The organism is Nostoc sp. DSM 114160 (assembly GCF_053470305.1).
Genome location: NZ_JBPFGO010000004.1, coordinates 807,501 through 821,860, shown reverse-complemented (window position 1 = coordinate 821,860; position 14,360 = coordinate 807,501). Strand labels below are relative to the sequence as shown.

12 protein-coding genes and 2 pseudogenes are annotated in these 14,360 nt (G+C 39.3%); 8 read left to right on the top strand and 6 right to left on the bottom strand.

What is annotated here, in order from left to right:
- Window positions 1–62 precede the first annotated feature (62 nt).
- The 7 genes and pseudogenes from rimI (at window position 63) to NSTCB13_RS35430 (ending at window position 7,899) form a co-directional block, all read left to right on the top strand.
- Complete coding sequence (gene rimI, locus NSTCB13_RS35460; protein WP_448275678.1) at window positions 63–614, top strand: ribosomal protein S18-alanine N-acetyltransferase; 552 nt, start codon at window positions 63–65, stop codon at window positions 612–614.
- Between the two features lie 567 nt (window positions 615–1,181).
- Window positions 1,182–3,651: pseudogene (locus NSTCB13_RS35455) on the top strand (ATP-dependent Clp protease ATP-binding subunit).
- A gap of 166 nt (window positions 3,652–3,817) precedes the next feature.
- Entirely contained in the window at window positions 3,818–4,087 is a 270-nt protein-coding gene (locus NSTCB13_RS35450) for a hypothetical protein (RefSeq protein WP_448275676.1), read from the top strand.
- Complete coding sequence (locus NSTCB13_RS35445; RefSeq protein ID WP_448275674.1) at window positions 4,087–4,452, top strand: clan AA aspartic protease; 366 nt, start codon at window positions 4,087–4,089, stop codon at window positions 4,450–4,452. The genes NSTCB13_RS35450 and NSTCB13_RS35445 overlap by 1 nt, the downstream gene beginning before the upstream one ends.
- A 137-nt stretch (window positions 4,453–4,589) precedes the next feature.
- Window positions 4,590–4,796: a hypothetical protein gene (locus NSTCB13_RS35440; protein ID WP_448275672.1), complete on the top strand. Its 207-nt coding sequence runs from the start codon at window positions 4,590–4,592 to the stop codon at window positions 4,794–4,796.
- A gap of 249 nt (window positions 4,797–5,045) precedes the next feature.
- Window positions 5,046–6,767: a UvrD-helicase domain-containing protein gene (locus NSTCB13_RS35435; protein WP_448275670.1), complete on the top strand. Its 1,722-nt coding sequence runs from the start codon at window positions 5,046–5,048 to the stop codon at window positions 6,765–6,767.
- Window positions 6,768–6,801: 34 nt separating this feature from the next.
- The gene (locus NSTCB13_RS35430; RefSeq protein WP_448275668.1) at window positions 6,802–7,899 is read left to right on the top strand and encodes a 3'-5' exonuclease; all 1,098 of its coding nucleotides are present in this window, start codon (window positions 6,802–6,804) and stop codon (window positions 7,897–7,899) included.
- Window positions 7,900–8,176: 277 nt separating this feature from the next.
- Here NSTCB13_RS35430 and NSTCB13_RS35425 read toward each other — a convergent pair whose 3' ends face one another.
- Window positions 8,177–8,743: a hypothetical protein gene (locus NSTCB13_RS35425; protein ID WP_448275666.1), complete on the bottom strand. Its 567-nt coding sequence runs from the start codon at window positions 8,741–8,743 to the stop codon at window positions 8,177–8,179.
- 175 nt (window positions 8,744–8,918) lie between these two features.
- Here NSTCB13_RS35425 and NSTCB13_RS35420 point away from each other — a divergent pair, with 175 nt between their 5' ends.
- A complete protein-coding gene (locus NSTCB13_RS35420) occupies window positions 8,919–9,470 on the top strand; it encodes a Uma2 family endonuclease (protein WP_448275665.1) in 552 nt (183 codons plus the stop codon).
- 311 nt (window positions 9,471–9,781) lie between these two features.
- Here the strand turns inward: NSTCB13_RS35420 and NSTCB13_RS35415 are convergent, their stop codons facing one another.
- From NSTCB13_RS35415 to NSTCB13_RS35395, 5 genes and pseudogenes are all read right to left on the bottom strand, one after another.
- Window positions 9,782–10,528 (bottom strand): creatininase family protein, encoded by a 747-nt coding sequence (locus NSTCB13_RS35415; protein ID WP_445626322.1) that lies wholly within the window; start codon window positions 10,526–10,528, stop codon window positions 9,782–9,784.
- Between the two features lie 390 nt (window positions 10,529–10,918).
- Window positions 10,919–11,192 (bottom strand): annotated as a pseudogene (locus NSTCB13_RS35410) (cupin domain-containing protein).
- Window positions 11,193–11,213: 21 nt separating this feature from the next.
- Window positions 11,214–11,573 (bottom strand): Mo-dependent nitrogenase C-terminal domain-containing protein, encoded by a 360-nt coding sequence (locus tag NSTCB13_RS35405; protein ID WP_448275662.1) that lies wholly within the window; start codon window positions 11,571–11,573, stop codon window positions 11,214–11,216.
- 684 nt (window positions 11,574–12,257) lie between these two features.
- Entirely contained in the window at window positions 12,258–13,718 is a 1,461-nt protein-coding gene (locus NSTCB13_RS35400; protein ID WP_448275661.1) for a protein kinase domain-containing protein, read from the bottom strand.
- 48 nt (window positions 13,719–13,766) lie between these two features.
- Window positions 13,767–14,315 (bottom strand): GIY-YIG nuclease family protein, encoded by a 549-nt coding sequence (locus NSTCB13_RS35395; RefSeq protein ID WP_445626319.1) that lies wholly within the window; start codon window positions 14,313–14,315, stop codon window positions 13,767–13,769.
- Window positions 14,316–14,360 lie beyond the last annotated feature (45 nt).

Sequence of the window (14,360 nt, the reverse complement as noted above, 5' to 3'; positions counted from 1 at the left end):
GGGCTTTGAGTTTGTTTCCCGATTCCCAGTGTACAAAGGGTTTGTAACGTTATTCAATAAATGTGATCGCATTAGACTTAGAAATTAAATTACTGACACTAGAAAATCTCAGTGCTATTCTGGAACTCGATCGAGCTTGTTTTGGTGGACTTTGGACAATGGAGGGCTACAAACGAGAATTGGATAGTCCCAACAGCGATTTACTCGGTTTATTTTCTCCCTCCTCCAGCACAAGTTTGCTAGGAATGGGTTGTTTTTGGTCAATTTTAGAGGAAGCTCACATTACAATTTTGGCGGTTCATCCTCAATATCACCGTCAAGGAATGGGTGCGGCTTTATTATATTCACTTATTAAGACAGCTTGCGATTGCAAAATGGAGCGAGCTACCCTCGAAGTGCGAGCTTCCAACCTGGGGGCTATATCTTTATATCAAAAATTTGGCTTCAAAACAGCTGGGCGGCGGCGGCGTTACTACCAAGATAACGATGAGGACGCTTTAATCCTTTGGCTTCCAGATTTACAACACCCGAAATTTCAAGCAACTTTAGACCAGTGGTATTCCATTGTCAGCGATCGCCTCGAAAAATCTTCTTGGCACTTGCTTTTTAAGTAAGTCCGCGAGAGGATTTATAACTATATTATTGCGTTCGCCCCTAGCGTTCTTGAAGGGTACGGAGCAAAGCAAAGTCAAGCAATTACATGGGTTTTGAAGGTTTTACATTTTGTTATATAGTTAGCTTTATTTGTACCTACCTATTTAGTTGGGTATGAGTAATTTTGAATTATTAGGGCTTGCGATCGGCTTCAGCAAAAAAATGTAACTTTGTCGCACCTCTTTATATTTAAATTTTCTATCAAAAAAGTTAAATTAGATAAATAAATATTATATTAATTATTTTTGCTTGATATTAATAAATATATATGTTAAATATAAATGTTTGGGATTAAGTCTAAAAACCCTTAATCTAAGCAGTGAACTGTTTGTAATAAATCCCAAAAAGGCTGGTGAACTAAAGCTCCTCAGTACACTAGCCAAATAAGAGTAGTCAATAGTTAACAATTAGCCCATCAACCCAAGTCATAGGTTCAGGATGTCTATAATCTGTTATACAGGCATCCAAAAGCTTTGCCTGTGCTAAAATCAGCATACCGGCACGACCGCAGATGATGGGATAAAGCCATGTTTGAGCGCTTCACAGAAAAAGCCATTAAGGTAATCATGCTGGCCCAAGAAGAGGCCCGCCGTTTAGGTCACAACTTTGTCGGAACCGAACAGATCCTCCTGGGTCTGATTGGCGAAGGCACTGGAGTGGCTGCTAAGGTGCTGAAATCAATGGGCGTCAATCTCAAAGATGCCCGAATTGAAGTTGAAAAAATTATAGGACGGGGATCGGGCTTTGTTGCCGTGGAAATTCCGTTTACGCCACGGGCGAAGCGAGTTTTAGAACTTTCCCTAGAAGAAGCACGCCAACTGGGGCATAACTACATTGGCACCGAGCATCTGCTGTTGGGCCTAATCCGCGAAGGGGAAGGCGTCGCAGCCAGGGTGCTAGAAAACCTCGGTGTGGATCTATCTAAGGTAAGAACCCAAGTCATTCGGATGTTGGGAGAAACTGCTGAAGTTTCACCAGGCGGTTCATCCGGGCGCACAAAAACTCCGACTCTGGATGAATTTGGTTCAAACCTGACCCAAATGGCAATAGACAATAAGCTCGATCCGGTGGTAGGACGCGCCAAGGAAATTGAGCGAGTGATCCAGATATTGGGTCGCCGAACCAAAAATAACCCAGTGCTGATTGGGGAACCAGGGGTTGGTAAAACTGCGATCGCTGAAGGTTTAGCTTCACGCATTGCCACTAAAGATGTCCCTGACATCCTTGAAGATAAACGCGTCGTCACCTTGGATATTGGTTTGCTCGTAGCAGGAACCAAGTACCGGGGTGAATTTGAAGAACGCTTGAAAAAAATCATGGATGAAATCCGCTCGGCGGGTAATGTCATTCTCGTGATTGATGAGGTACACACTTTAATTGGTGCGGGTGCAGCAGAAGGTGCGATTGACGCAGCAAATATCCTCAAGCCAGCTTTGGCTAGAGGTGAGTTGCAGTGCATCGGTGCTACAACCCTAGATGAATACCGGAAGCACATCGAGCGAGATGCAGCGCTAGAGCGACGTTTCCAACCAGTAATGGTTGGCGAACCTACAGTTGATGAAACAATTGAAATTTTATATGGTTTGCGCGAACGCTACGAGCAACACCATAAACTGAAAATCTCCGACGAAGCATTGGTGGCGGCGGCGAAATTGTCAGATCGTTACATTAGCGATCGCTACCTTCCAGATAAAGCCATCGACTTAGTTGATGAAGCTGGTTCTAGAGTGCGCTTGATTAACTCCCAATTGCCACCCGCAGCCAAAGAGTTAGACAAAGAACTGCGTCAGATATTAAAAGAAAAAGATGACGCGGTGCGCTCTCAAGACTTTGACAAAGCTGGGGAATTGCGCGATCGCGAAATGGAAATCAAAGCCGAAATCCGGGCGATCGCTCAAAGCAAGACCAATGCAACTGGCTCTGAACATGAAGAACCCGTAGTTACAGAAGAAGACATTGCCCACATTGTCGCTTCTTGGACTGGGGTACCGGTGAACAAACTCACCGAATCTGAATCAGAAAAGCTGCTGCACATGGAAGACACCTTGCATCAGCGTTTAATTGGTCAAGACGAAGCTGTGAAAGCAGTTTCACGAGCAATTCGTCGCGCTCGTGTCGGTTTGAAGAATCCCAACCGACCCCATAGCTAGCTTTGTCTTCTCTGGGCCTACTGGTGTAGGTAAAACCGAGTTGGCGAAGTCTTTAGCTGCTTACTTCTTCGGTTCGGAAGAAGCGATGATCCGCTTAGATATGTCGGAATACATGGAGCGTCACACCGTCAGCAAGCTGATTGGTTCGCCTCCAGGTTATGTTGGTTATAACGAAGGTGGTCAGCTGACCGAAGCCGTGCGGCGGCGTCCTTACACCGTGGTGTTGTTCGACGAAATCGAAAAAGCCCACCCCGATGTATTCAACATGCTGCTGCAAATTTTGGAAGACGGTCGGTTAACTGATGCTAAAGGTCGCACGGTGGACTTCAAGAACACCTTGCTGATTTTAACTTCCAATATTGGTTCTAAGGTAATTGAAAAAGGTGGCAGCGGTATCGGCTTTGAATTTGCTGAAGATGTCACCGAGTCAGCTTACAACCGGATTCGCTCCTTGGTGAACGAAGAATTGAAGCAATACTTCCGTCCAGAGTTCCTCAACCGACTCGATGAAATTATCGTCTTCCGTCAGTTGAGCAAGCCAGAAGTGACCCAAATCGCCGAAATTATGCTCAAGGAAGTATTTGGTCGTCTCACTGAAAAGGGTATCACTTTAGAAGTTAGCGATCGCTTCAAGGATCGTTTGATCCAAGAAGGTTACAGTCCCAGCTACGGCGCAAGACCATTACGTCGGGCAATTATGCGCCTGTTAGAAGATAGCCTAGCAGAAGAAATTCTGTCTGGTCGCATCAAAGATGGCGATACAGCCCTTGTTGATGTCGATGAAAATGGCGTTGTACAAGTTAGTTCTCAACAGCGTCGGGAATTGTTACCTCAAGGTGTTGAGTAAGATTTAAGGTTTGGGATTTAAATCTCAAATAAAAAATTAGAAATCGGTAGAGTATTTATTGCTCTACCGTTTTTTTCGGTCTGCGTTAGTATATCGTTCACTAAACCGCCTTGTATTATAGCTTGGTAGTAGAATTAGGATACAACATGAACAAAGGAGCAAGGACGTGCAAGCCATACTTTTAAGCCGCGAAGAAGTTGGACGACGTGCGAAAGAATTATATGAAAATTGCATTCGTCAACAAGTGGAACGAGAAGAAAATATCGGTAAAATGGTGATTATCGATATAGAAACAGGTGAATATGCAATTGATAAAACAGGCTTAGAATCGGCACGATATTTACGTAATAAGAACCCATTTGCTCGACTATATGGTATTCGTATTGGTTACAAAGTTGCTGTTTCATTCTCTGGTTTTCTAGAGCGTGATTCATAATGATTTCTGGGATTGTCAAGGATGCACACCCAACTGTTAATGTAGAATTTCGACTGCCAAATTTACCAGATTTTACGATTGAATTTGTTATAGACACAGGTTTTACAGATTACCTTTGTTTACCACCAGAAGCAGTTGCTTTATTGAATTTATCTTTCCGTTATGAGCTACCTGCAAATTTAGCTGATAACAGTTGGGTAGATATACCAGTACATGAAGCTATTATTATTTGGAATGGCGAAGAAAGGGTAGTTAATGTACTTGCGACAGGAAAGCGACCTTTATTAGGAACTGCTTTACTTGACGGGTATGAACTTGTCATACAGTTTATCGAGGGCGGTTTAGTAACAATTGATGAATTGTAGTTGGTTTTTGGATATATTGAGTTTCTATCAACAGCAATGAGAATTATTACGCCAAGGATTTGAATAGGATTTAAAATTTTAGCTTTATCGTTACCATGTTAGATTGATCTGATAAGCACTAAAAGGTGTTTTAAATTATGACCTTCAGTGATGTAGTTGAAGCAATTAAAAGTCTTTCCAGTGAAGAAAAGTTAGAAATTCAACTGTTATTGCAGCAATATCTACGAGAAGAAAGGCGTGAAGAGATTTATCACAATTTTCAGGCAGCGCAAGTAGAACAGCAAAATAGTGAACTAAAGTTTTCCTCGAATATGGATGAACTGAGACAACTGATAGAAGAGTGATGATAAAAGTAAGTTTCAGTTCTTCATTTAAATGAGCAGATAAAAATCAATATTCAAAAAACGGTAGAAGAAAAAACTAACTACCGTTTTTTTGTTGTCTACCAATATGGCAAAAACACAAATAGCAGATAAATCTAACCTTATCCTTTCTATAATTTCTGCTTCACTGTTAATTATGCTCTGTCTGCGGGAAAACTAAGAATAGATGCTTAAGTCGCTGCAAGCAGTTGAGTAAGAGTCAAGCAGAGTATGGATAATAATTTACAGATTGACAATGTTCAAAGCTTTGTCAAAGCAATTGGCGATAACGATAGATTTTGGAGACTGCTGCATAAAAAAGAAGTTAGTCGCCTTAAGGAAGAAGTTAAATATAAAGATCAAAAACGAAACATAGCAGGAGTGAAATATTATACCCAAGGAAAAGTTTGCGCAGTACATGAACTAGAAACATCAGAAATGTCAATTGAGATAGAATACAGAGATGGATTAATTTTTAGATATAAAAAAGAACAATTTATTAGGAAATTTAGCAATATATCACCACCTATTTCCCGTCAAGAAATTTTTGAATTAGTCCGAAGTGAGCAAGAAGCAAAGGATGCACAAAAACGGAAAGCAGAAAAACAGGTTTTACTTGAAAAAGTAAAAAAACAGTTTGAGCAAGATTTTCTCAATGCTGATAACTTATATCAAGCCCAATGTACTGAACACATATCATTTCAAGAGTACCAATCTGAAAAGTTAAGCTATGTACAATCTTGGGTAAAAACCAACTTAAATACCTCACCTGATCTTGAGCAAGCAGCAGCAATTGGTGCTGTGGAAGCCCATATACAAGTAGTAGCACGGGCTGGAAGTGGCAAAACTTCAACTTTGGTAAATCGAGCTTTATTTTTACAAAAACATTGTGGTGTTGCACCCAATGAAATATTACTTTTAGCTTTCAATCGCAAGGCTGCGGAAGAAATACGAGAGCGCCTTACTCTACAATTACAAAGCTCTATTCCTCATGTAATGACTTTCCATGCATTAGCTTATGCTTTAGTTCATCCAGAAGAAGGTATTCTTTTCAATGAACCAGATGGACAACAGAACAAAGCCAAAGCTTTACAGACTGTAATTGATGAGTATCGCTGCAAGCCAGATGTTTCTGAAAAAATTCGCGTTTTGATGATGGCGCACTTTCGTGAAGACTGGGAGCGCATTGTTTGGGGTGGTTATGATAAAAGTCCAGAAGAAATGTTGCGTTACCGCCGCTCATTGCCAAGAGAAGGGCTTGATGGAAAGCACTACAAGTCTTTTGGTGAGAAAGCAATTGCAAATTTTTTATTGGAACACGACATTACATACAAATACGAGCGTAATTTTTGGTGGAATGAAATTAATTATCGCCCTGATTTCACGATTATTACTGGAGAAAATCAGGGAATAGTGATTGAATATTTTGGATTAGAAGGCGATCCAGATTACGATATCATGTCAGAACAGAAGCGAGAATATTGGCGAAATCGTCCTAACTGGCATTTTGTGGAATTATCCCCCACAACCCTCAGATTTGAGGGAGTAGAAGATTTTTGTGCTTTACTTAAACGATGCCTTGAAAGTTATGGTATAAAGTGCGATCGCTTGACTGAAGACGAGATTTGGACAAAAATTAGACTTAGAGCTATAGACCGTTTTACCAAAGTAGTAGAAGGATTTATCCAGCGTTGTCGCAAACTCTCCCTCACTTCAAAAGAATTAGCCTCTCTCGTTGATAATCATAAGTGTGCTAGTGATGTCGAGCAGCGTTTTTTGGAGCTTGCACAAAAGTTTTATCAGTCCTATTTACAACATCTTCAGGCAACAGGCGAGGATGATTTTGATGGACTGATGCAGAAAGCTGCCGCAGCGATCGCATCAGGGACAAACTGTATTTCGTCGCAAATCTGGTATTGGCGATTTAAAGTGTCTTCGATACATACTCATTGATGAATATCAAGATTTCTCAGAACTCTTCCACCATTTGATAGAAGCAATTCGACAACAAAATCCTCAAGCACAGTTTTTCTGTGTTGGTGATGACTGGCAAGCAATTAATGGTTTTGCTGGTTCTGATCTTCGCTTTTACCAAAATTTCGCGCAGTTTTTCCAACCTTCGCAAAAATTAAATATAGCTACTAATTACCGTTCAGCTACTTCAATTGTCGATATTGGTAATACATTAATGTATGGATTGGGTACTCCTGCACGCGCCCATAAAACTATGTGTGGAATGGTTGAAATTGCTGATATAGGACAATTTAATCCAAATCTAAATGAGCAAAAAGATCATCCGGGAGACAACATAACACCTGCTATATTACGCTTAGTAAACAAGACTATCAAAGATGGTAAAAATGTGGTTTTACTCAGCCGAAAGAATAGTTTACCTTGGTATGTAAATTATGGTAAAGGTAAATCAAAAGATGGCGGACTCGACAACTTTTTAAACTTGGTACGCTCATATCTTCCTGAAGAATCAAGAAAGGCTGTAAGCATATCAACCGCTCACAAGTATAAAGGTCTTCAGAATGATGTAGTTATAATACTTGATGCTGTCTCTCGTTGTTACCCATTAATACACCCTGATTTGATGTTTAGCAGTGTTTTCGGTGATAGCATTGAGCAAGTAGTTGATGAGGAGCGTCGTCTTTTTTATGTTGCCTTAACTCGTGCAGTAGAGCATTTATTTATTCTCACAGAAACCAAAAACTTTTCTCCTTTCCTTGAAGAATTAAAAAGTAGGAAAAGAATTAGCTTACTTGATTGGTTAGATTATCCGCCTTTTGTTGGAACCATACAGCGGATTACTGTTAAAGTGGGTAATCAGGCTGAAAAAAATGGAAACGGCACTTACGCGATCAAACATTTACTTAACGCTGAAGGCTATACCTGGAGGACAATTGAATGGTCAGCTTGGTGTTGTAACTATCCTGTACAAGATTTCTCAATACAACAATATTTTGATAACGCTCAGTGGATTTCTCACGCTACTGGTATTGAGGTGCGATTTTACGACGACCTAGAGAATGTACTGGCAAAGTATCTTGTTGATCGAGGTCAATACATTGCCGTCATTTAAAATGGGAGAAAATAAATAATTATTAAGAGAAATCAATCGTCATGACTGTGATAGTTGCTAAGTGGACGATTGACGAATATTACCGCATGATTGACGCTGGCATTTTGAGCGATCGCCTTTTATAGGTAATTAGTGCAAATACGCATCAGCGAACCAAGTTTAGAAATTGGTCAATCTACTACGTTGCTCAAATACAGGGGTAAGATAACTCTATAAAATAAATAGAAGCCGTTACTATTGACCTGGATATTGCAAAGCATTCTCTTGTAAAAATTGCTTAATTCATCACGTAAAAACAGAAAATTTCTGTTATTTTGCCTTTTTCAACAGTAAAATTTAAACCTCCAGGGCTGGGTTTTTCAACTATATAATTTAAATTAGTAACTTTACCATTTTGGGAAATTTCAGTTTTTCCATAGGTTCTAATCACTTTTGATTGTTTGTCACCTACTTTTACTCCATCTATGGTGGAATATTTAGAACGAGTTGCTTTGATTTGATAAACGGTAAAATTACCTGGTTTAGCACCTTCATCTAAATCAACTGTGATGCCTGCATATTTTAGAGTACGAACTTTACCAATAGCAGCTATAAAGCCATTTTCTACTTTTACAGGTTTACCTAAAATTTTTCTGACTTGTGCTTCGGACATAGAAAGTTTTACGCCACCTATTCCTAGACGTTCAATAGTTATTCCTATTGATTGATTGTTAGGATTCTGAGAAATTTGATAATTAGTGGTGGTAGCAGTTACTTGACTATGGGTGTAGCTAGTCAAGGGAATAACAAAAGTAGCGATGCCTACGGCGGACTGCGCCAACACTAACGAAATTTCTCTTAACATAATTGGATACTTGACTATTTTATAGTTACCAAGCTGTTACCTCAGCCTGTGTATCAGTATTATCACATGCTTTCTGGCATATTTTTCTCTTTAATCAATCGACTTATTCTGAATTACACCTGAAGTGCCTTTAAAATGGGAGAATATTAAGAATTATTGGGAGGAATCAATCGTTATGACTGTGATAGTTGCGAAGTGGACGATTGATGAATATCACCGCATGATTGATGCTGGCATTTTGAGCGATCGCAAAGTTGAACTACTCAAAGGAGAAATTGTCGAAATGTCGCCGGAAGGAGAACCTCACGCTTATAGTAGTGGTGAAGCTGGTGACTATCTAGCAAAGTTATTAGCTGGACGCGCTAAAATTCGTCAAGCTAAACCAATTACTCTACCCAACAACTCGGAACCAGAACCAGATATTGCCATTGTCCAACCTTTAGGACGCGAGTATCGACAGCATCATCCTTATGCAGAAAATATTTTCTGGTTGATTGAGTACGCTAACTCTAGTTTAGAAAAAGATTTAGAGACAAAAAGCAAAATCTATGCAGAAGCAGGTATCTTAGAATATTGGGTTGTCAATCTAAAAAAGTTACACTTGGTGGTGTATCGAGAAATCTTAGATGGAGAGTATGTGACAAAACTGACATTGACTGGGGGAATAATTCAACCGCTTGCATTCCCAGATGTTTCTGTTGCAGTGGAACAAATTATTAACAGCTAAGATAATTTCCCCACAAGAATATAAAGACATGAAATTGGACTGAGTTTCTCTACAAGACACTATTGCGAACGCCCCGCTACGTTAACACATCTTTACAAAGATTCTGGATAACGCATATTTAATTTCACCAGATATTTACAGCACTTTTGAGATAAGTGAGGTACACCAATTTTAGGGATGCTTTTTAAACTTTGAATTTGATTCAATTGCTGTACCTCATAAACATCAAATCTGCTGTAATAACCTTTCTCAAGATATTTGATGCAGAGACACGATTTTACTCGCATCTCTACAATGTCTTTTGATGAGTTTTATTCTGCGTTCACAAATTCCAAATATCCATTGCTAAGTTCTTTAACTGCCAAATCATAAAATTGCTTACCATGTTCTGGCGTTGCTAAAGCCGGATTTGATCCCATACGTCCATCTGGATAACGTACTCGAAAGTCAGCAGCGCTATAAATCCGATGTCCGCTTGCAACTTCTGGTGAAAGGGGTGCTTGCTTAATCGCCTCTGGATAAACGTACTGGGTGAGGGCTACTTCACTTGGCGTTGCATGAGAACCTTCTCGATCCCCATATAATTCTTTAGCTAGCTTATATACAGAACCGCACATAAACCAGTTTGCCACTTGACATTGCACCTGTTGAGCATTGGCAATCTGCAAATCTTCTAAATGAGCATAAGTTTCTGAGAAAGCAGCTTTCAGGGTAGCAATATTACCGCCGTGTCCGTTAATAAAGTAGAATTTGCTAAAACCAGCTTTGGCTAAACAAGTTACATAATCTCGCACTACTTGAATTAAAGTGCTGGGACGCAGACTGATTGTGCCAGGAAAAGCAGTATGGTGTAGTGCCATCCCCACGTTGATTGTAGGGCCAACAATCGCTTGGGTTGCATCACCCACACCACGAGCGATCGCTTCTGCACAAATAGCATCTGTACCAATTAACCCCGTTGGTCCGTGTTGTTCTGTGGAACCAATAGGGAAAATAATTCCCTTTGAATGCTGTAAATAAGCTTCAACTTCTTGCCAAGTACTTAAATGCAGTAACATTTAATGATTTTCCTCAATAAAATTGCGGTGGGATCAAACTTTTTGCTGCTAAATAGCATCTTCTGTAACTCAACTCCCACTAACACGATTATGAACTCTCTAGATTTTATCTGCTGGCGATCGCACAAAATCCCCGACAACTTTTGCAAAATCGGGGATCTTTGTTTACTGCCAAATTTGGAGAGAATTAGACGATCTATTTCTACGAATATTATTTAGATAATGGAGTCGCAACGAGTTTTGACAGAGATAGATATAAACAATTTGCCGATTCTGCCATTTATCCTACGATACTCGTCGGTAAGCTTCCATAATAGAAATCAAAATTGATTTATGAAATTTTGCTTTTCTGGATAATCAAGAAAAAAGTCGCTCAATTTTTATTTTTGACTACTCGAAGTAATAATGCTTTTTTACGTCCCTTGTAATTTCCCATGTACAGGACATACCAGCAGGAAAAATCACTAAATCGCCTTTACCCATTTGCACTGGTTCTCCGCCATCAGGAGTAACAACTACGTCACCTTCCAAAAAACAGCAAGTTTCTTGAGAATCATAAGTCCAAGGGAATTTGGAAACTTCTTTTTTCCAAATTTCCCATTTAAATACACCTAATTTATTGAGATATTCAAGTCTTAAGTTGCTGCTCAATTTTAATTTCCATATTGGTTTTTTCTCGTTATATTCAGCAGTAAGATTGAATATCCTCTCCACACTGATCTACTAAATAACACAAAGCGCGAAAACGCAAGTACACAAGCTCGTTATAAAGCGGATTCAGTTTGCACATTGGCGGAATGTGTCCTATTTTGCGACCAAAAAGCATGACATCACGCTCGAATGGACACTGGGCGGGAATTAGTTTAGCAATAAATTTAGCTAATTTCTGATTCTGAATCTCAATTTTGTCAAGCCATTGACGTAATGGTTGCAGTAAATCTAATTTTGGTTGAACAAATTGCTTTTTACTAACCGTTTGATTCTTTTCTTCTAAAGGTTTAATAAAAGCAGACAGAAAAATACGTTTATTCTGTGTTTTAAGCATAGTTTTAGGCAAGGTTAATCGTTGTGAATATGAACTATTTGCCGATTGACAATATCACCATGTAATATGTTTAGTCAATTTGCACTGTGCTTGTAGATTAAGAAGCAAAGTCAGCATAATGCAAACAATTTACATGCATCTTTGGGAAGAGAAATGGTTTAACTAATTGTTATTTAAGCCCACCAAATCATGAAGAACTGTCCCGTTAAATACAAAATAACAAAGAAAATATAAAAATGGCATTTCTTTAACTTATGGATTTCTAATCTTAAAAATAGCAATTTTATATATCAAATATAAATGCCTGGTTCGGAAACTGACTAGTATCTAAAGATGTAGTTTATGGCACACAAACACAGTTTTGTTCTGACCCCACATACATTTCGCTAGGATTAGCCCCTAATATCTTTCGATTTTAGGGTATTGAATATCCTTCATTTTGTCTGATATGCTACACCAGTTAACCTAAATATTATCTAATAAGTAATGATAAATCGATTGATAAGCGAAAATTAATGCAACTATTTATACAAAATTAAAGAGCATTCGTACTGAATAATTCTCCAGTTTTTATAATCCACTTTGTCCAACTACTCACAGTGAGATTTAGCCGTTAGCACAGCCTTGGTAGAAAAGTATTGGTTATTCTCCTCAGTCCTCACTCTCTGATGATGAAAAACTTAATTATTTAAAATATCTTAACCCGGTATTAACCTGATATTTGTTGATATATTCTACATTCTGTTGCTCTAATTTTGTCAGCAATTTAACTGGAAATGTTTTTGGTGAATATATAGGACGATACCAAAGTTGCTTATTAAAGTAATTTTGCAATTCAATATTCTCAAAACGGCGACCATGACTGGCAAAAATCGAATTTCGCATAATATCGAGTTCAAAACCGCTTTTACCATCCAAATCTGCATCAGTTACAAGTCTTTGAGAAAGCCAGAAATAATTGTTGATAGTCGTGCTATCAACAGGTGGTATTGATGTAGTTGAGGAAGATGATTGAGTTGGAACAGATGGGGTCGTTGGTGTCAATGTGGGAGTTTCTATCACTGGACTTGTAATATTTGACGGTGTTTCTGAAGGTAATACCGTTTTGTCTGCTGTAGGTTGAGAAGATTTGGATAACACTTGACTAATAATCACAGATGCACCAATTAACCCACCTGCAATCAAACTGCCGATGAGAATATTATTCTGACTATGACTACTTTGAGGGCTAGGCTGTGGTTTGACAGGTACTGTCTGAGGTGGCGGTGCAGAGACTACAGTTGGTTGAGTCAACAGGGGTTGCGTCGGTGGAATTGGATTTGCTATGCTCTGCAAAGAATCCAGCATTGCTCTAGCTGTGGGATAGCGATCGCGTGGATGATAAGCGATCGCCCGATCGATTACTCTTGCCATAATTGGGCTAACATGACTGGCATATTGCCGCCAGACAATTTCACCCGTTTGAGAATCGGTTTCTAGTTGTTGCGCCTGTTTACCAGTCAGCAAATAAATTACCGTCATTCCTAAACTGTATAAATCACTAGAATAAACTGGTCTACCTGCGGCTTGTTCGCTCGGCATATAGCCAGGTGTACCAATCACAATGGAACTAGTAGGATTACCTTGAGAATTTACTACTGTTCCCATTGACTCCCGCACAGCACCAAAATCAATCAGCACTGGTTTAGCATCCCGATGACGCACAATAATGTTATCTGGCTTAATATCGCGGTGAACGATATGCTTAGAGTGAACGTAATCCAGGACAGGTAATAAATTCATAAACAATTCCTGGACACCGCCTTCACTAAATAGCCCCTGCTTCTGGACTTTTGCGGTTAAGGTATCCCCTTCAACCCATTCTTGAACTAAGTAAAATTGTCCACCAGAAGAGAAGTAAGCATATAATGCCGGAATTTGGTCATTTGTGCCACCGAGTTCTTCTAAAATAGCTGCTTCGCGTTGAAACCTCTCTTGTACTAACTGGTAAATTTGGGGATTGTTGTGAATCGGTCTTAGCTGTTTAACCACACAATGGCGCTTTGAAGGCATATAGGTGTCTTCAGCTAGATAGGTTTCACCAAACCCACCAGCACCCAGTGTGCGGATAACTTGATAGCGATCGTTTAGCAGCTGTATTGTCATGGGAGATTACAAGCGATATTCATAAGATAGTTTTCCCCAAAACTACCTTCATTTCAAATCTAGTAAACCTTCTTCTTTCAATTTAGGATTGAAGCGAATTTGCATTTGCAAACCGCGCACTTCTAACAATTGCGTTGAAATTTCTGCTTCTACTCTGCGTGCCACATTTTTAAGAACTTTTATTTGTGCTAATTCATCATTAGCTGGATTTTCATATTTTGCCTGTTCTTCAACTGTCATTGCAACTTTGACATCAATGGGATGAGTCCATTTTTCCTTTTGATCCCCATTACCCCAAGGCACACTGCCATTTTCAGCAATCCAAGCATTTTCAGTATTTTCTAAAATTGTGCGACTAGGGCGTTCAATAGTTTGAACTTTGACCCAATAGCATTGCTGTGGCTGACGAACTAAATGCTGTTTGAGGCTGAGGTAAACATCACGAGAGTATCCTACAAATTGCAGCACTTTTTCTTGGTCAAAGATCGCATATACACCGATTTTACCCTGAAATTGTTCGGGTAATTGGCCGCGATCGTCTATATAAGGTATATATTCCAGAGTTGCCAAAGAAGAAAGATTTGTTTCAGAAGCCATACATCAAATATCAAACTTATTATTTGCCTTCAGGATTGAAAATTG